Raw genomic sequence first — 17,103 nt, 5'->3', positions numbered from 1 at the left:
CCACCTTAACCCTCTGATCGCTCCCGGATGGATTCAACAATTGCAATGATATTGCTGGCCGATGGCTTGGCCTGGTCGGCAATCTATCTGATCATCGGGCTCGGGCTCGTGCTGATCTTCTCGGTCACGCGGGTCATCTTCGTGCCGTTCGGCAGCATCGCCGTGTTTTCGGCCCTGAGCCTGGGCGCCATGGAAACGGGGCAGTTGCCCGCCATGATCAACCTCATCGGAGTGTTCGTCGCGGTCGCGCTGATCATGGAGCTCATGAGCATCGCGCGCCAGCGGGCATGGAGCCGCGCGCCGCGCGCCTTGCTCTGCTGGCTGGTCATGCCGCTACTGCCCTGCCTTCTGGCCGCCTGGGCCACCGGCCAGGACTCCGAAGCCTTGAAGGTCGTGGCCGCCATACTGCTGGCCGTGCCGCTGGGACCGCTCATCGAGCGCGTCGCCCTGCGGCCGGTGGCCCACGCTTCGGTCCTTGCGCTGCTCATCGTCTCCCTGGTCCTGGACCTGATACTGGCGGGCCTGGGTCTGCTCTGGTTCGGCCCCGAAGGCCTGCGCACCAAGGCCGCCCTGAACGGCTCCATCGCCGTGTCGTCGAACCTGGTCATCAATTACCAGACCCTGCTTACCATCGCGGTCGCGCTGGCGCTGGCCTTGCTGTTCTATGTCGGCCTGCAGCGCACGCGCATGGGCAAGGTGCTGCATGCCACGGCGTCCAATCCCACCGGGGCGCGGCTGGTCGGCATCCGGCCGGCCTTCACGGCCACCATCGCGCACAGTATCGCCGCGCTCCTGGCGGGCATCGTGGGCGTGCTGGTCTCGCCCGTGGCGACCATCTACTACGACAGTGGGCTCATCCTCACGCTCAAGGCTTTTGTCGCGGCCATCATCGGCGGCCTGGTCAGCTATCCCTTGACGGCGCTGGGCGCGCTGCTGGTCGGCGTAGCCGAAAGCTACGCATCGTTCTGGAACAGCGGCTTGAAGGATGCCATCGTGTTCGGCCTGCTGATCCCGATTCTGGTGATCCGTTCGGGCCTCGTCGTTCACCATGAAGAAGAGAGTGAAGAATGAAGCAACGCGTCTGGACATTCGCGATGCCGCTGCTGCTGTTGCTGCTGATTTTCATCGTGCCGCAGATTCTGGGCAGTTTTCACATCGCCCTGCTCAACGACATCGGCATCGCCGCACTGGTGGTCATAGGCTTGATTCTCGTATCGGGCATAGGCGGCGCCCTGTCTTTCGGACAGGCGGCCTTTGTGGGCATCGCCGCCTACACCACCGCCTGGCTCAGCACGGCCCAGGCGCTGTCTCCGTGGGCGGGCCTGCTGCTGGGACTGGTGCTGACCTGTGGCAGCGCCTGGCTGATCGGCGGCATCACCATGCGGCTCGGCGGGCATTATCTTGCGCTGAGCACGATCGCCTGGGGCCTGGCGGTGCCGCTCGTATTCGCCAATACCCACGCGCTGGGCAGCCACTCCGGCATCGACGGCATACCGCCCATCCAGCTGGGGCCCTGGACGCTCGATCATTCGCGCACGGTCTTCATCCTGATCTGGCTGGTGGTACTGGGCGGCGCATGGTTCGCCTACAACCTGCTCGGGTCGCGCGTAGGACGCACCATCAGGGCCCTGCGCGGCGGCAAGGTCTTGATGGCCAGCTTTGGCAGCGATGCGTTTCGCCTGCGCTTGACGCTGTTCGTCCTCGCCTCCGCATACGCCACGCTTGCCGGCTGGCTGTATGCGCACACCAATCGCTTCGTCAGCCACACGCCGTTCTCCCTGCATGCCAGCATCGATTATGTGTTCATGATGGTGGTCGGCGGCATGGCGCAGCTGGGCAGTGCGCTGCTGGGCTCCGCGCTGTACATCGGCCTGAACAATCTCCTGCAGGACCTGCTGCCGCTCTTTACGAACCGCGGCGCGCAAGTCAATTCGCTGGTCTTCGCGCTGCTGTTCCTGCTGATACTCGAACGCATGCCCGGCGGCATAGGCAGGCCGCTTTCGCGCCTGTGGGCGCGGCTGCGTCCGCGCGCCAAGGCGCCGGTCCTGCCGGTTCCTTCTTCCCAGCTCGCGCATCGCAGCATGCCCGAGCGCGGCAGGCAGATACTAAGCGTGCAGAACGCCACCAAGCGCTTTGGCGGCCTGGTGGCGGTCAACGGCGTGAGCTTCGATCTGCGCGCCGGCGAAATCGTCGGCCTGATCGGTCCGAACGGGGCGGGCAAGTCCACGATGTTCAATCTGTTGACGGGCACCCTGCCTCTTACGGAGGGCACGGTGCGCTTCATGGACGAACCGACGTCCGGGCTGACGCAGCGCGAGATCGCCTTGCGGGGCGTGGCGCGCACCTTCCAGCACGTCAAGCTGCGGCCCGCGATGACGGTTCTTGAAAACGTTGCGCTCGGCGCCCATGCCCGGGGCCATTGCGGCCTGTGGCGAGGCGGGCTGAGCATGGACCGCGAAGAAGAAGCGCGCATCATGGCCGAAGCAATGCGCCAGTTGAGGCGCGTGGGCCTGGCCGACCAGGCCTACGAGCAGGCGGGAAGCCTGGCGCTGGGCACCCAGCGCCTCGTCGAAATCGCGCGAGCGCTGGCCTCGGACCCCGTCCTCATCATGCTGGACGAACCGGCCGCCGGCCTGCGCCTGCTCGAGAAACAGGCCTTGGCGGGCCTGCTCGATACCTTGAGATCCGAAGGAGTGACTGTGCTGATCGTGGAGCACGACATGGAGTTCGTCATGAACCTGGTCGACCGTCTGGTGGTGATGAATTTCGGCAGCAGGATTTCCGAGGGGCGGCCGGAAGAGGTCCGGGCCGATCCCCAGGTCCAGGCCGCTTATCTCGGGAGCGATGCATGAGCGCCTTGCTGGAAGTCAACGATCTGCATGTGGCCTACGGCCAGGTCGAAGCGGTGCGGGGCGTGTCGTTTTCATTGCAGACCGGCCATATCAGTTCGGTCATAGGCCCCAACGGCGCCGGCAAGACGACCTTGCTGGCCACCCTGATGGGCCTGCTGCCGGCCGCGCGGGGCGAGGTTCGCTTCGATGGTGTCGATGTCAGCAGCCTGGACGTCGAAACACGGCTGGACATGGGGCTTTGCCTCGTGCCCGAACAGCGCGAGCTGTTCGGCGACATGTCCGTGCTGGACAACCTGGTGCTTGGCGGCTATGTCAGGCGGCTTTCCAGCGCCGAACTGCGCCGGCGCCTGGACGAGGCCTATGCGCGCTTTCCGCGCCTGGCCGAAAGGCGCAATCAGCGCGCCGACACGCTCTCCGGAGGCGAGCGGCAGATGCTGGCCCTGAGCCGCGCGATGATGAGCCGTCCCCGTCTGCTGATGCTGGACGAGCCCAGCCTGGGCCTGGCGCCCTTGATCGTGCAGGAGATCCTGACCGAGATCGGGCAGTTGCGCCACGATGGCCTGTCGGTCCTGCTGGTCGAGCAGAATGCCCGGGCGGCCTTGAAGGTTTCCTCCGAAGGTCACGTGCTGGAAGGCGGACGCATCACGCTGGGCGGCCCCGCGGAACAGCTGATCAACGACGCGCGGGTGCGCCAGGCCTATCTCGGCGGCGCCTGACGGCATCCTGTTGATGCTACACTCGGTGGCACTTGGCCGGTCGGGCCGGCAACGCTGCAAGCGTTGCGTCGGCCGGCTCAAGGCCGGCAAGCCGCCGGCATAGCGCGGGCTTTCACGCAAAACAATCAAAAAGGGGGGCATTCATGCTTTATATCTACAATGTTCTCGCCGCCATACTCATCGGCACCGCCATCGGCGCGGTGCTTGGGCAGCGCAACAGTCTGGCTCGTATCACCTGCCTTGTCGCCGTGGTTCTGGGCGCCGTCACGTTTTTCATCGATTCCTGGATACCTCTGGCGATCGGCACTGCGGTCTTCCTGGTCGGCCAGGGCGTGCAGCGCAACGCCTCTTCGGCGCGGGCCTGACGTCCAGGCGTGGCTTGACTGCTGAAACCGCATAACGAAACCGGCGCCTGAACCGCAAGGGTCAGGCGCCGGTTTTACCATGCCGTTCCGGTTCAGGACTGTATAGCCGACCGTTTCACCGTGATGCAGCCGGCGACGCGCCGCGCGCGGTCGCGGGCCGCGTCGATGTTTTCATCGTAGGCCACGGCCACGCCCATGCGCCGCTTGACGAAGCTTTCGGGCTTGCCGAACAGGCGGACCTCGGACTGGGGAATGCGCAGCGCCTCGTCCACGCCTTCGAAGACCACGCCGCGGGCGTCGACACCGCCGTAGATCACGGCGCTGGCGCCGGGGCTGCGCAGCTGGGTATCCACGGGCAAGCCCAGAATGGCCCGCGCGTGCAGTTCGAATTCACTTTGCCACTGGCTGATCATGGTGACCAGGCCGGTGTCATGGGGACGCGGGCTGACCTCGCTGAACCATACCTGGTCGCCCTTGACGAACAGCTCGACGCCGAACACGCCCAGGCCGCCCAGGTCGTCGGTGACCTTGCGGGCGACTTCCTCGGCGCGGCGCAGGGCGAGCTCCGCCATGGGCTGGGGCTGCCAGCTTTCGACGTAGTCGCCGGCTTCCTGCCTGTGGCCGATGGGCTCGCAAAAATGCGTCCTGACGGCGCCGTCCTCGTCCAGGGCCCGCACCGTCAACAGGGTGATCTCGTAGTCGAAATCGACGAAGCCCTCGACGATGATTCGGCCATGGCTGACCCGGCCGCCCGACATGGCGTAGTTCCATGCGCCTTCGATGTCTTCCTCGCTGTCGATGCGGCTTTGTCCCTTGCCCGAACTGCTCATGACCGGTTTGACGATGCAGGGGTAGCCTATTCCCTCGTCGATCGCGCGGCGCAATTCGTCGAGCGAATCGCAGAAGCGGTAGGGGCTGGTCGGCAGCCCCAGCGACTCGGCCGCCAGGCGGCGGATGCCCTCGCGGTCCATGGTCAGGCGGGCGGCTCGCGCCGTGGGAATGACGCGAACCTGGCCGGCGGCCTCGAGCTCTTCCAGCGCCGGTGTGGCGATGGCCTCGATCTCCGGAACCACGAGGTGGGGCTTGCACGATTGGATCAGCGCCTTGAGCTGCTCGGGGTCGCTCATGTCTATCGTATGGGCATGGTGCGCAAGCTGCTGGCCGGGCGAGTCCGGATAGCGGTCGACGGCGATGGTCTCGACGCCCAAGCGCTGCAGCGCGATCAACACTTCTTTGCCCAGTTCGCCGGAGCCGAGCAGCATGACGCGGGTGGCGGAGGGAGAGAGAGGAGTGCCCAGAGTCGTCATAAGGCTTCTTTGCAGTCGATGGAAAACGGGAATTGTACGACGAAGGACAAGGAGGGCAGGCCGCTTCGGGCGTGATCGGAAGCTTGAAGCACGGTACAAAACTCTATATAATGAGAATTATTCTCATTATTGTGTAGGGGTGATCTATGTCGTTGCAATGGTCATTGATCCCGTTATTCTTTTTAGCCGCCGCGATGGCGGCATGGGCGCGCTGGCCCAATACCCAATCCCCGCTGGCCTGCTGGCTGTTCGCGGGCGTGTTCTTCGGTTTGGGGGTGTCGGGACTGAGCGTCGGCATGGAGCCCGCCGCTGCGCTGGGAACCGGGATTCTATATATGCTGATCGGGCTGCCGCTGGCTTCGGTGGCGCTGGCGTTATGGGGCTTGCGCAGCAGCGCCGCGCCCGGCGAACAGGCGCCGTTTATGGCTTCGGGGCAGGCATGCGCCCGATAAAAGCTTAACGCAAGCTTAAAGAATAGCTAATTAATAATTATAATCGTTTAGAATTTAGCCTTTCACAAAACGGCGCCTGTCCGCCAACCAGGAGAGTAGTCTGATGCGTAGCATGTTGTTCGGGGCATTTCTGGCCCTGTCCTTGGGTTCCGCCCACGCGGCCGTCGACAAGGCCGAAGTCGTCAAAACCTATGCGGACTTGGCGCAGGCCGAATACGAAGACGCTCTGCAGGCGGCCAAGCGCCTCCAAGGCGCGGTCCAGGCATTGGTCGCTACGCCCAGCGCGGAAACCCTGCAGGCAGCGCGGCACGCCTGGCTGGACGCCCGGGTGCCCTATCAGCAGACCGAAGCCTTTCGCTTCGGCAATCCCATCGTCGATGCATGGGAAGGCCGGGTCAACGCTTGGCCCCTCGACGAAGGCATGATCGACTACGTCGACGCTTCTTACGGTACAGAGTCCGACGCCAACGCGTATTACGTTGTCAACGTCATCGCCAACGATTCCATCAGCGTGGGCGGCAAGGCGGTGGATACCAGCGTCATCAGCGCCGAATTGCTCGGCGAGGTGCTGCACGAGGCCGACGGCAACGAGGCCAATGTGGCCACCGGCTACCACGCCATCGAATTCCTGCTGTGGGGACAGGACCTCAACGGCACGGGCCCCGCGCCCGCCGACCGCCAGGGCACTCCGCAAGAGCGCCATGCAGGCGATCGCCCGCATACCGATTTCGATCCTGCCCATTGCACGGGCGGACATTGCGAGCGGCGCGCCACCTATCTCACTGTCGTGACCCAGATGCTGGTGGACGACCTGCAGGAAATGGCCGACAGCTGGAAGGCCGACGGCGCCGCGCGCTCCGACGTGCAAGCCGACCCGCAACAAGGCCTGGCCGCCATGCTGACCGGCCTGGGCAGCCTCTCGTATGGCGAATTGGCCGGCGAACGCATGAAGCTGGGCCTGATGCTGCACGACCCCGAAGAAGAACACGACTGCTTTTCGGACAACACCCACAATTCGCACTATTACAACCAGGTCGGCATGATGAATGTCTACCAGGGACGTTACAAGCGTACGGACGGCTCCACCGTCGAAGGCGTCAGCCTGTCGCAGCTCGTGGCCGAGAAGGACGCCGCGCTGGACAAGGAAGTGCTGGCGCGCATGCAGGACACCTACGATGCCATGCTGGCCATGAAGCAGCGCGCCGAAAAAGTCGAAACCTACGACCAGATGATCGCCCAGGGCAATGCCGAGGGCAACGCGGTGGTGCAGGCCGCCATCGATGCGCTCATCGCCCAGACGCGCAGTTTCGAACGGGTCATTGCGGTGCTCGAACTGGGCGAAATCGACATCGAAGGATCCGACAGCCTCGACAGCCCCGAAGCGGTTTTCCAGTAGGGCCGCGATGATTGCTTCGTTCCAAAGGGGCCGCCTAGCCGGCCCCTTGCCCTTGGCCATCGGCGTCTTGATGCTGGCCGCCGCGATGCCGGCGCAAGCATCCGGCCCGCTTTCGCATCGTGGCGACCTGACGCCCGAGGACCGCGCGCGCGTGGCGGCGATCACGCAGCCGGCCGCCGACTTCAGCGCGCCCGAGCCGTTCGAGGTGATGCAGGGCGGGGCGGGCACGGTCAACAAGCACATCAACGCCGACATCTATTCGCATCCGGCGGCCAACCTCAGCTTCGAAGGAAGGCAGGAATTCCTGGTCGGCAACGGCTTGTTCCGCAAGGATTGGGTGTCGTCGCCTTCCTCCACCCAGGCCTCCGATGGGCTGGGGCCTTTGTTCAATGCGCGGTCCTGCCAGGCCTGTCATGTCAAGGACGGGCGCGGCACGGTGCCCGGCTTCGAGCAATTGGGCCAGCGCGATGCGGTGGCCCTGCTGGCGCGCCTGTCGCGCCCCGCCAGCGTGGACGAAGTGCGCGAACGCATCGAGCACGGCGAGATACCGTGGATGCCCGACCCGGTCTATGGCAATCAGCTTCAGCCCTTTGCCGTGGCGGGCGTGCCCGCCGAAGGCCAGCTGCTGATCGAGTACCGCGAGATACCGGTCGAGCTCAACGGCGGAGAGACGGCGGTGTTGATGGAGCCGACCTATCGCGTGCAGAACCTGAACTACGGTCCTTTGCATCCCGAGACGACGCTTTCGCCGCGTCTGGCGCCCCCCATGCTGGGTCTGGGCCTGCTCGAAGCCATACACGAAGAAGACATCCTGGCCAACGCGGCCAGAGCGAAGCCCGACGGCATCGCCGGCAAGCCCAACTGGGTCTGGACAGAAGACGGAAAGCGGGTATTGGGCCGCTTCAGCTGGAAGGCGGGCCAGCCCGACGTGCGCCACCAGGCGTCCACGGCGTTCTCGAACGACATGGGCCTGTCCACGCCTTTGTTTCCCGATCACCATGGCGATTGCACCGAAGCGCAGCAGGACTGCCTGGCCATGCCCCACGGCGCGCAAGAGCACCTGGGCGAGCATGAGGTGCCGGAGCGGCTGGCCGATTTCGTCACCTTCTATTCCGAGAACCTGGCCTTGCCGCAGCGGCGCGACGTGGACGACCAGCGCGTACTGGCGGGCAAGAAGCTGTTCTACGACTCGCAATGCGTGGCCTGCCACGTGCCCAAGTACGTTACGCGGCGCGACGCCGCCCGGCCCGAGCACCGCTTCCAGCTGATCTGGCCGTATACCGATCTGCTGCTGCACGATATGGGACCCGGCCTGGCCGATGGGCAGGTCGAAGGCGAGGCCGGCGGCAGCGAATGGCGCACGCCGCCGCTGTGGGGCATCGGGCTCACCAAAACGGTCAATCCCGATGCCACCTGGCTGCACGACGGGCGGGCGCGCAGCCTGCTCGAGGCGGTCCTGTGGCATGGCGGCGAGGCGCAGGCCGCTCGCGACCGCGTGGTGGCGATGACTCCCGAAGAGCGGGAGAATCTGCTGCGCTTCCTGGAATCTTTGTAGGAATACACATGATGAAACAATGGATGGCGACGGCGTTGCTGGCCCTGGCCTCGGCCGTTCCCGGTGCGGCCGGCGCCCAGGCGCAATCCGAGCCGGCTTCAGGGCTTGGGGCCCGACTGGCTCAAGGCTATATCGCGCCGGCGATGCGCGAGTTCCACCACGCCGCCAGCCATATGCGCGAGGCGCTGCAAAAAGCCTGCGGCGAACCGCAGGCCAATTTCGACGACGCGGCGGCCGCTTTCCGGCACCTGGTGGCGGCCTGGTCGGGCATCGAGTTCCTGCGTTTCGGCCCGCTGGTCGAGGCCAACCGTTTCGAGCGCATTTATTTCTGGCCCGATCCGCGCGGCATCACCACGAGACAAGTGCAGGGATTGCTGGCCAAGCCGACAAGCGAGATGCCGGATGCACAGGCTTTGTCCAAGCATAGTGTGGCGCTGCAGGGTTTGCCCGCCTTGGAGTACGTGCTTTATCGCGATAAGGGCCTGCTGGCCGAGAAGGGCAGCGATCGGGATGTGGCCTGCGCCTACGCCGCGGCGGTGGCGGGAAACCTCGAGCATGTCGGCGGCGAGCTGCACCAGCTTTGGAGCGCCGATGGGGAATTCGCGCGATGGTTTTCCACCCCCGGTCCCGACAACCCCCTGTATCGCAATCCGCAAGAGGTCGCAGCCGAAGTCGTCAAGGCCTTGTCCACGGGCCTGCAGTTCCAGGTCGACGTCAAGCTCGCTCCTTCGCTCGGCTCCGACGCCGAGAAGGCCAGCCCGCGCAAAGCGCCTTTCTGGCGCAGCGACCTTGCCACCCCTTCACTCGAGGCGGCCGCACGGAGCATGCTCGCTTTCTACCGGGCGGGCGGCTATCGCTATCCCGGCGCCGACTGGATAGATCAGAACGTGCAGGGCGAACTGCAACGCGCCGCCGATCATCTGGCCGGCCTGAAAGGCGACACCGAAAAGCTGTGGACGGATGAAGATGGCCATCGCGGATTGACGCTCGTGAAGCTGTTGCTGAACAACGCCAAAGATCTCATCGACCAACACGTGGCGCCCGCCTTGGGCGTAAGGATAGGCTTCAATGCGCTCGATGGGGATTGACCGGCGCCGTTTCCTGGCGCTGCTCGCGGCAGGGGCCTTGCCCCTGGGCGGGCCGGCCATGGCGCGCGACGCCGGCCCGCCGCTGTATCTGGCGGCGCGCAAGCGCAACAGGCGATACGAGGCCGTCGTCTTCGATGCCGCGGGAAACGACCGCCATATCGTGGCGCTGCCCGATCGCGGCCATAGCTTTGCCATCGACGCCCGGCGCGGCCGCGCCGTCGCCTTCGGGCGCCAGCCGGGCTTTTTTGCGGTGGCCTTCGACTTGCAGGGGCGAAGCCCGCCGCGCGAGCTCGATCTCGCCGAAGGGCGGCATTTCTTCGGCCATGGGGTCTATACGCCGGACGGCGGCCTGATGTTCGCGACCGAGAACGATTACGAGGCGGGACGCGGCGTGCTGGGCATCTACGATGCTTCGGATGCTGGAGGCTACAAGCGGTTGGGCGAATTCTCCACCGGCGGCGTCGGCCCGCACGAAGCCGTGCTCATGCGCGACGGACGCACGCTTTGCGTGGCCAATGGCGGCATTCTCACCCATCCGGACTACGGCAAGCTCGAACTCAATCTCGACACCATGAAGCCCTCGCTTGCCTATGTGGACGCACGCAGCGGCCAATTGCTCGAGCAGGCCTTTCTGCCCCGGGAACTGCATCGGCTCTCCTTGCGGCATATGGCGCTGGACGCTGGGGGCGCGGTGTGGGTGGGCTGCCAGTACATGGGGGCGGCGGGAGATCGGCCGGCGCTGGTGGCCCGCCACCGGCGCGGCGAAGCGATACAGCTGTTTTCGGGGCCGCAAGAGGTCTTGCGCGATATGCGCAACTACGTGGGCTCGGTGGCGGCCGATGCATCGGGCCGCATCATCGCGACGTCCAGCCCGGTGGGCAATTGCGTCGTGTTCTGGGATGCGGCTTCGGGCCGCTTCCTTGGACGCACCGCGCTGGACGATGGCTGCGGGGTTGCGCCGGCGGCATCCGACGGCTTTTTGCTGAGCAGCGGGCTGGGGGCCCTGGCCGGTGTCGATCCAGCCGCGTCGGCAAGCGGGGCATCGCCCTCTGTCGCCAACACTGTCGACCTGCGCTTCGTTCTGCCTGAAGAGGCGGACAGGGCCTGGGACAACCACATGCGCAGGGTCTGAAGGCGCGGGCATTCGGCTGCCTTGTGGCGGGTCGCCAAAGGCATTACCATGGTTCAACCCCCAACGACTTCAAGGAGCGAACCATGAGCAATCACGTCTACAAGCAGATCGAACTCACCGGCTCGTCGCCCACCAGCATCGAAGACGCGGTCTCCACGGCCATCGCCAAGGCAAGCGAAACCGTGCGCCACATCCAGTGGTTCAATGTGGTCGAAACCAGGGGCCACGTGGTCGATGGCAAAGTCGCGCACTGGCAGGTCACGATCAAAGTCGGTTTCACCATGGAGTAGGCTTTCCCGGCATGACGCAGGCATTCCGTCCGGCCAACGAGGTTACGGCCACGACGCTGGACGATTACAACCGCAACGCCGCGGCTTTTCGCGCGGGCACGCAAGACCACGACGTTCGCCAGAACATCGACGCCTTGTTGCGCCACATCCATGCCGAACCCCCTTTTCGCATTCTCGATTTCGGCTGCGGGCCGGGCCGCGATCTGGCCGCCTTCGCGCGGCTCGGGCATCGGCCGGTGGGGCTGGACGGCTCGCAAGAGTTCGTTGCGATGGCGCGCGAGGCCACCGGGTGCGAAGTCTGGCACCAGGACTTCCTGACGCTTGAACTGCCCGACGCCCATTTCGACGGCGTGTTCGCCAACGCCTCGCTGTTCCACGTGCCCAGCGCCGAACTACCGCGCGTCCTGGCTCAATTGAACGCCTGCCTGAAACCGGCGGGCGTGCTGTTCAGCTCCAATCCGCGGGGCGCCAACCAAGAGGGCTGGAACGGCGCCCGCTACGGCGTCTACCACGACCTGGAGTCCTGGCGCGGCCTGCTCGGGCAGGCCGGTTTCATCGAACTCGAGCATTACTATCGGCCGGCGGGCCTGCCCCGCGAACGGCAGCCCTGGCTGGCCAGTGTGTGGCGCAAGGACGCCGAAGCGCGCCTGCCCTAGACGCTGTTTTGGGGCGTTTTTCACGCATTGCACCAACGCAAGGCATGACGCACTGTCCCAGGGCTTGTCGGGCTGCCCGCGGCGGACATGGCGCGAACGGGCGTCTTGCCGCGGGGTTCGGCGGCACGCAATGGGAACGGCCCCGTGTCCGTGCATTGCGCTTTCCCCACAGCTGCGCTGCCGCGGCCGCTTCGCAAAATAAAATTGGCATGCATGTTGCGTAAGGAGTGATGGGTACAACCCTTTCACTCTACAAGGAGCATGCAAGATGAAAGCCACTTCCATCAAGGCGGCCGTTGCGCTGGGCCTGGCTGCCTGCGTCGCGTCGTCCGGCCAGGCCGCCGAGGCCGAGATGTCGGACTTCACGTTCGAGGCCAATGTATCGCTGGCCAGCCAGTATCGCTACCGCGGCCTGATGCAGACCAACAACAAGCCCGCCGTTCAGGGTGGCTTCGGTCTGACGCATTCCAGCGGCTTCTACGTCGGCAACTGGAATTCCACCATCAGCTGGCTGGGCGACTCCGACCCCGACGTCTCGGCGCCGGTGGAGATGGATTTCTTCGCCGGGTATGCGGGTCCTTTGTGGGGCGATGTCACGATCGACACGGGCGTGCTCCAGTACTATTATCCGGGCGACTATCCGGGCGGCTATACCCGTCCGCACACGACAGAGCTGTTTCTTGGACTGGGCTATGGACCGCTCACGTTCAAGTATTCGCACGCCCTCACCAATCTGTTCGGCGTTCCCGACAGCAAGAACAGCCAATACTATGAGTTGAACGCCAGCATTCCCACGGGCGTGTGGGACCTGAACCTCGATGGCCATGTGGGCTACCAGCGCGTGCGCAATCTCGATGACGGCTCGTATACGGACTGGTCGCTGGGCCTCAGCAAATCGTGGGGAGGCTTCAGCGCGGCCCTGGTCTACGTCGACACCAATGCCGACCGGGACGTCTATACCAACAGCAGCGGTCGCTATACCGGCAGGGCTGCAGCCATGCTGACGCTGACGCAGTCGTTCTAGGTCAGAGGCGGGCGGCGGCGTCCTGGCGGCTGGGCGTGCAATCGGCCTGGGTGACGTAGCTGCCGGCCGGCACGTCCTGCGTCAGCCAGACGTTGCCGCCGATGACGCAGCCTTTGCCCAGGGTGACGCGTCCCAGTATGGTGGCGCCGGCATAGATGACCACGTCGTCTTCGACGATGGGATGGCGCGGCAGCCCCTTTTGCAGCGAGCCGTTCTCGTCGGTGGGAAAACGCTTGGCGCCCAGGGTGACCGCCTGGTAGATGCGCACGCGCTCGCCGATGATGGTGGTTTCGCCGATGACCACGCCCGTGCCGTGGTCGATGAAGAAGCTGGCGCCGATCTGCGCGCCGGGGTGGATGTCGATGCCCGTCTGGCCGTGGGCCAGTTCGGACGCCACCCTGGCCAACAGGGGCAGGCCCTGCCTGTACAGCTGATGCGCGATGCGGTGGTAGATCATGGCTTCCATGCCGGGATAGCACAGCAGCACCTCGTCGACCGTGCGCGCGGCGGGGTCGCCGTGGTAGGCGGCCAGGGCGTCGCTGTCCAGCAGGCTGCGTATGCGGGGCAGCGATGTGGCCAGGTTGCGTATGGCCTCGCTGGCGCGCGTCTGGATGGCGAAGTCGCCGATGTCCTCGTCGTGCCGCGCCAGATAGCGCAGTTCCAGGCGCGCCTGGTTCAGCAGCGAGTGCAGGGCCGATTCGAGCGTATAGCCGACGTAGTAGTCTTCGCTTTCGTGGCGCAGGTCGGTAGGCCCCAGGCGCATCGGAAACAGAGCGCCCTTCAGGTCGTTCATGGCCTGGGCCACCGCTTCGCGCGATGGAAACTCGCGCCCGTCGGGTTCGCGCGGACGCCTTTGCGAATCGCGCCAGTCCTGGCGAATGGCATGAAGAGACTTGACGATGGGATCGATGTCGAAGACGGCCATGGAAACGCTGCTCGATGAAGATGACGGAACAACTTTAAATGTTACCACCCAATCGTCCGTTCTCTACGTGGAATAGAGGGTCAGGACCGCCCATGCCCAAGGCACGGCGCCTCAGAACTCGTCCCACTCCTCGGCGGCGGCGCTCGTAGCCGCCGACAGGCGGCGGGCGGGCGCCGGCGCCGGGTCCGGATCCAGTTCGGGGACGGCAATATCATCGGCTTGCTGGCCCAGATTGAATACGCTGACGACGTCCACCAACTGGCGCGCCTGATCGCGCAAGCTGTCGGCCGCCGCGGCGGACTGCTCGACCAATGCGGCGTTCTGCTGCGTGACGTCGCTCAACTGGGCGACTGCGTCGTTGATCTGGTTCAGGCCGGAAGTCTGCTCGACCGTTGCGGCGCTGATCTCGTTGATCAGATCGGTGACGCGCTTGACCTGGGCGACGATGTCGGACATGGCCGCCCCGGCCGCATCGACCATTCGGCTGCCGGCATCCACCTTCTGCGCGCTGTCGTCGATGAGCAGCTTGACGTCCTTGGCGGCCGAGGCGCATTTCTGCGCCAGGCTGCGCACTTCGCTGGCGACGACGGCGAATCCGCGCCCCTGTTCGCCGGCGCGGGCGGCTTCGACCGCGGCGTTCAAGGCCAGGATATTGGTCTGGAAGGCAATGGTGTCGATGACCCCGATAATGTCCACTACCTTCTGCGACGAGGCGTTGATTTCGCTCATGGTCGACACCACGCCGTTCACCACTTCGCCCCCCTTGGTGGCCGAGACGCTGGCCGCGGCGGCCATGCCGGCCGCCTGCTGGGCGACGTCGGCATTGTTCTTCACGGTGCTGGAAAGCTCCTCCATGGCGGCGGCGGTTTCGGTGAGGTTGGCGGCCTGTTCCTCGGTGCGCTGCGACAGATCGGCGTTCCCGACGGCGATCTGGCCGGAGCCGGTTGCGATATGGTCGCTGCTGCCGCGCACGGCGGCCACCACTTTGCGCAGCGATTCCTGCATGCGGCTCATCGCCGACACGATGCTGCCGTCCTTGGCCCGGCGGGTATCGATATGGCTGGTGAGGTCGCCTTGAGCGATGGCGCTGGCTATGCGCGCGACGTCGCGCGGCTCGCCTCCCAGCTGGCGGGTCAGCCAGCGGGTGATGAGCCAGCCCAGCAGAATGGCGAGCAGGGCGCCGCCCAGCGTCAGGGCGAGCATGCTGTAGAGGGTGCTGCGGTAGATGTCCGCTATTTCCTTGGCATATTCCTGGGCGATGTTCTGTTTCTCCAGGGTAAGCAGGCTGACCAGGATTTCGGCGGTGTCGCCCAGCGAGCGGATCTCATTGAAGAGCCGTTCGGTGACGATCTCCTGGCTGGGCAGATCGGCGCGGTTCTGCGTGATCAATGATTTGACGGCCTTTTCATATGCCGCGACCGCGTCGAGGGCGTCCTTGATCGATTTCTGAGCCCGTTCCGAATCGAACATGCTTTCGAGCTTCTTCAGTTCGAAGGTCAGCGAGTCGAAACGCGATTCCATGGCGTAGTATTCGGCCACGTGCACGTCGGCGTCGGGCGCCAGCAGCGTGCTGCGCAGGGCGCGGCCGGCTGCGACGATGTGCAGGTTGGCCTCGGCGGCCGACACCACGCCCAGCAGCTCGCGTTCGTACATGCGATGGGCCATCTCGTTCATGCGTTGGGTCGAAAGAATGCCCAAGGCCCCGATGACGGCCGCGATCGCCGCCACGATGAGGAATCCGCCGACCAGTCGAAACCTGACTGTCGTGCTGCTGATCCAACGCATAGTCGCTCCGTTTCATATTTGTACTTGGAAACGTAGTTAACGGCGCGCAAGGGAACGAATTTAGTTCGAGGTAAACTCAAGGCCAAATCGTTCAACCACCTGGAGTCAACATGAAACATGCATTTGCCGTCGGATTGGCTTTGTTCGGCGCGGTGGCCGCGGGCCCGTCCTTCGCTCATGCGCACGGCGACCATCAAGGCCATGCGCAAGGCGACCATGCCGCACATGCCCATGCAGGCCACGGCGCGCAGGCCATGCCTTCGCCCGACGCCATGGCCGCCATGCCGGTTTCGGCCTCGGTCGCCGTCAGCGATTGCTGGATCCGCCTTTTGCCCTCGCCGGCTCCTTCGGCCGGATACTTCATCGCGGCGAACAAGGGCGCCGAAACAGCCACCCTCGCCGGGGCCGCCTCGGCAAGCTACGGGCACGTCATGCTGCACCAGACCACCCATACCGACGGCATGAGCCGCATGTCGCACGTGCAGGGCGTCGAGATACCCGCTGGGCAAAAGCTGGAGTTCAAGCCGGGTGGCTATCACATCATGCTCGAGAAGCCTTCCGGGGAGATCAAGGTGGGCGATACGGTGCCCATGCAGTTCCTTCTCGCGTCCGGCGAAAAGGCCCAGGCCGACTGCGAAGTCAAGCCCGCCAATACGCTCGCAAAATAGTCAGGGCTGCGCGTGGGCGCGAAGCACGAAACGCTCCACGCGGGCGTTGAAGGCACGGGCGTTGCCCAGGTTCATGCCGTGCGACGCCATGGGAATGACGTCGCGCTCGGCCTGCGTCAGCACCGCCTGAAGCGAGTCCATGGCGCGCGCAAAGCGCGGCGGGCTGTGTTCGCCGCCCAGCAGCAGGACCGGGCATCGCAGCGGCTGGATGCGCGAGGTTTCAAAAACGGCTCCCTGCTCGGCCGCCTGAGAGAACAGGGTGGCCGCGTTGTCGCGCACCATTTCCTTGAACCAGCCCGTCATCCGGCGCCATGTATCGGCGCCGTTGACCGTGTCGATGAAGCCCTCCAGCGCGCCTTCGACGTCGCCCATGGCCAGGCGGTCCACTGCCTGCCTCTGGAATGCCATGGCAGCGGCGGACGGCACGGTTTGCAGGCCCGGATCGGCAAGAATCAACGACGCGATTCTGCCGGGCGTCCGCGCGGCAAGCTCCAGGGCCACACGTGCGCCGCGTGAATGGCCCAGCAGGTGGACGGGCCGGCCCGCCACCGCGTCGATGAGCTGCTCCAGGTCGGCCGCATGCTGGACGAGGTTGAACGTAGGGTCGGCCTGTTCGAAAGCATGGGGCCAGTAGCCCCGCAAGCTGGGCGCGATGACGCGAAAGTGCCGGCCAAGCGCCGGGATCTGCCAGCGCCAATAGCGCAGGTCGCATAGCGAGCCGTGGACCAGCAGCAAGACCGGACCGTCACCGGACTCCACATAGCTGAGAGGACTGCCGCAGGCATCGATGGACCGCAAGGCGCCGTGGGTAAGGGGTTCGAGCATGGGATATGAAGCGGGAGGCTCCCGTTTCGGCTTCAGACGGCCGAGCGGAATGCGCAATGCGGCGCGA

At 65.2% G+C, this 17,103-nt stretch carries 17 protein-coding genes; 13 read left to right on the top strand and 4 right to left on the bottom strand.

Features of this window, described 5'->3' with window-relative positions:
• The first annotated feature begins 45 nt into the window (after positions 1 to 45).
• The 4 genes from CSC67_RS00190 (at position 46) to CSC67_RS00175 (ending at position 3,933) form a co-directional block, all read left to right on the top strand.
• A complete protein-coding gene (locus tag CSC67_RS00190; RefSeq protein ID WP_245220073.1) occupies positions 46 to 1,071 on the top strand; it encodes a branched-chain amino acid ABC transporter permease in 1,026 nt (341 codons plus the stop codon).
• Entirely contained in the window at positions 1,068 to 2,852 is a 1,785-nt protein-coding gene (locus CSC67_RS00185; protein WP_118992509.1) for a branched-chain amino acid ABC transporter ATP-binding protein/permease, read from the top strand. The genes CSC67_RS00190 and CSC67_RS00185 overlap by 4 nt, the downstream gene beginning before the upstream one ends.
• Entirely contained in the window at positions 2,849 to 3,568 is a 720-nt protein-coding gene (locus tag CSC67_RS00180) for an ABC transporter ATP-binding protein (protein WP_118992508.1), read from the top strand. Before CSC67_RS00185 ends, CSC67_RS00180 begins: the two co-directional genes overlap by 4 nt.
• Positions 3,569 to 3,711: 143 nt before the next feature.
• Positions 3,712 to 3,933: a hypothetical protein gene (locus tag CSC67_RS00175; RefSeq protein ID WP_118992507.1), complete on the top strand. Its 222-nt coding sequence runs from the start codon at positions 3,712 to 3,714 to the stop codon at positions 3,931 to 3,933.
• Positions 3,934 to 4,025: 92 nt separating this feature from the next.
• On the opposite strand, the gene purT is transcribed toward CSC67_RS00175, so the two are convergent.
• Complete coding sequence (gene purT / locus CSC67_RS00170) at positions 4,026 to 5,240, bottom strand: formate-dependent phosphoribosylglycinamide formyltransferase (protein ID WP_118992506.1); 1,215 nt, start codon at positions 5,238 to 5,240, stop codon at positions 4,026 to 4,028.
• A gap of 194 nt (positions 5,241 to 5,434) precedes the next feature.
• Between purT and CSC67_RS00165 the strand changes: the two genes are divergently transcribed.
• The 8 genes from CSC67_RS00165 to CSC67_RS00130 all read left to right on the top strand — a co-directional run bounded on the left by CSC67_RS00165 (position 5,435) and on the right by CSC67_RS00130 (position 12,833).
• Positions 5,435 to 5,692, top strand: a complete 258-nt coding sequence (locus CSC67_RS00165; RefSeq protein ID WP_118992505.1) for a hypothetical protein — start codon at positions 5,435 to 5,437, stop codon at positions 5,690 to 5,692.
• 103 nt (positions 5,693 to 5,795) lie between these two features.
• The gene (locus CSC67_RS00160) at positions 5,796 to 7,088 is read left to right on the top strand and encodes an imelysin family protein (RefSeq protein WP_118992504.1); all 1,293 of its coding nucleotides are present in this window, start codon (positions 5,796 to 5,798) and stop codon (positions 7,086 to 7,088) included.
• An 85-nt stretch (positions 7,089 to 7,173) separates the two neighbouring features.
• On the top strand, positions 7,174 to 8,643 hold the full coding sequence (locus CSC67_RS00155) for a di-heme oxidoreductase family protein (protein ID WP_245220108.1): 1,470 nt from the start codon (positions 7,174 to 7,176) through the stop codon (positions 8,641 to 8,643).
• Positions 8,644 to 8,651: 8 nt separating this feature from the next.
• Complete coding sequence (locus CSC67_RS00150; protein WP_118992502.1) at positions 8,652 to 9,731, top strand: imelysin family protein; 1,080 nt, start codon at positions 8,652 to 8,654, stop codon at positions 9,729 to 9,731.
• Positions 9,712 to 10,863: a DUF1513 domain-containing protein gene (locus tag CSC67_RS00145; RefSeq protein WP_245220072.1), complete on the top strand. Its 1,152-nt coding sequence runs from the start codon at positions 9,712 to 9,714 to the stop codon at positions 10,861 to 10,863. Before CSC67_RS00150 ends, CSC67_RS00145 begins: the two co-directional genes overlap by 20 nt.
• Positions 10,864 to 10,946: 83 nt before the next feature.
• A complete protein-coding gene (locus tag CSC67_RS00140; RefSeq protein WP_118992501.1) occupies positions 10,947 to 11,153 on the top strand; it encodes a dodecin in 207 nt (68 codons plus the stop codon).
• A gap of 11 nt (positions 11,154 to 11,164) precedes the next feature.
• Positions 11,165 to 11,809, top strand: a complete 645-nt coding sequence (locus CSC67_RS00135) for a class I SAM-dependent methyltransferase (RefSeq protein ID WP_118992500.1) — start codon at positions 11,165 to 11,167, stop codon at positions 11,807 to 11,809.
• Between the two features lie 268 nt (positions 11,810 to 12,077).
• Positions 12,078 to 12,833 (top strand): TorF family putative porin, encoded by a 756-nt coding sequence (locus tag CSC67_RS00130; protein ID WP_118992499.1) that lies wholly within the window; start codon positions 12,078 to 12,080, stop codon positions 12,831 to 12,833.
• A gap of 1 nt (position 12,834) precedes the next feature.
• On the opposite strand, the gene epsC is transcribed toward CSC67_RS00130, so the two are convergent.
• Together epsC and CSC67_RS00120 are read right to left on the bottom strand one after the other, a co-directional pair.
• On the bottom strand, positions 12,835 to 13,758 hold the full coding sequence (gene epsC, locus CSC67_RS00125; protein WP_118992498.1) for a serine O-acetyltransferase EpsC: 924 nt from the start codon (positions 13,756 to 13,758) through the stop codon (positions 12,835 to 12,837).
• A 111-nt stretch (positions 13,759 to 13,869) separates the two neighbouring features.
• A complete protein-coding gene (locus tag CSC67_RS00120; protein ID WP_118992497.1) occupies positions 13,870 to 15,543 on the bottom strand; it encodes a methyl-accepting chemotaxis protein in 1,674 nt (557 codons plus the stop codon).
• 110 nt (positions 15,544 to 15,653) lie between these two features.
• On the opposite strand from CSC67_RS00120, the gene CSC67_RS00115 reads away from it, so the two are divergent.
• Positions 15,654 to 16,211, top strand: a complete 558-nt coding sequence (locus CSC67_RS00115; RefSeq protein WP_118992496.1) for a copper chaperone PCu(A)C — start codon at positions 15,654 to 15,656, stop codon at positions 16,209 to 16,211.
• Here CSC67_RS00115 and CSC67_RS00110 read toward each other — a convergent pair whose 3' ends face one another.
• Positions 16,212 to 17,036, bottom strand: coding sequence for an alpha/beta fold hydrolase (locus tag CSC67_RS00110; RefSeq protein WP_118992495.1), 825 nt, complete (start codon positions 17,034 to 17,036; stop codon positions 16,212 to 16,214). It lies immediately after the preceding gene.
• Positions 17,037 to 17,103 lie beyond the last annotated feature (67 nt).

This window comes from Pusillimonas caeni, assembly GCF_003545815.1.
In the GTDB taxonomy this organism is placed as follows: domain Bacteria; phylum Pseudomonadota; class Gammaproteobacteria; order Burkholderiales; family Burkholderiaceae_B; genus Pusillimonas; species Pusillimonas caeni.
This window is presented reverse-complemented; position numbering and strand designations above follow the sequence as displayed.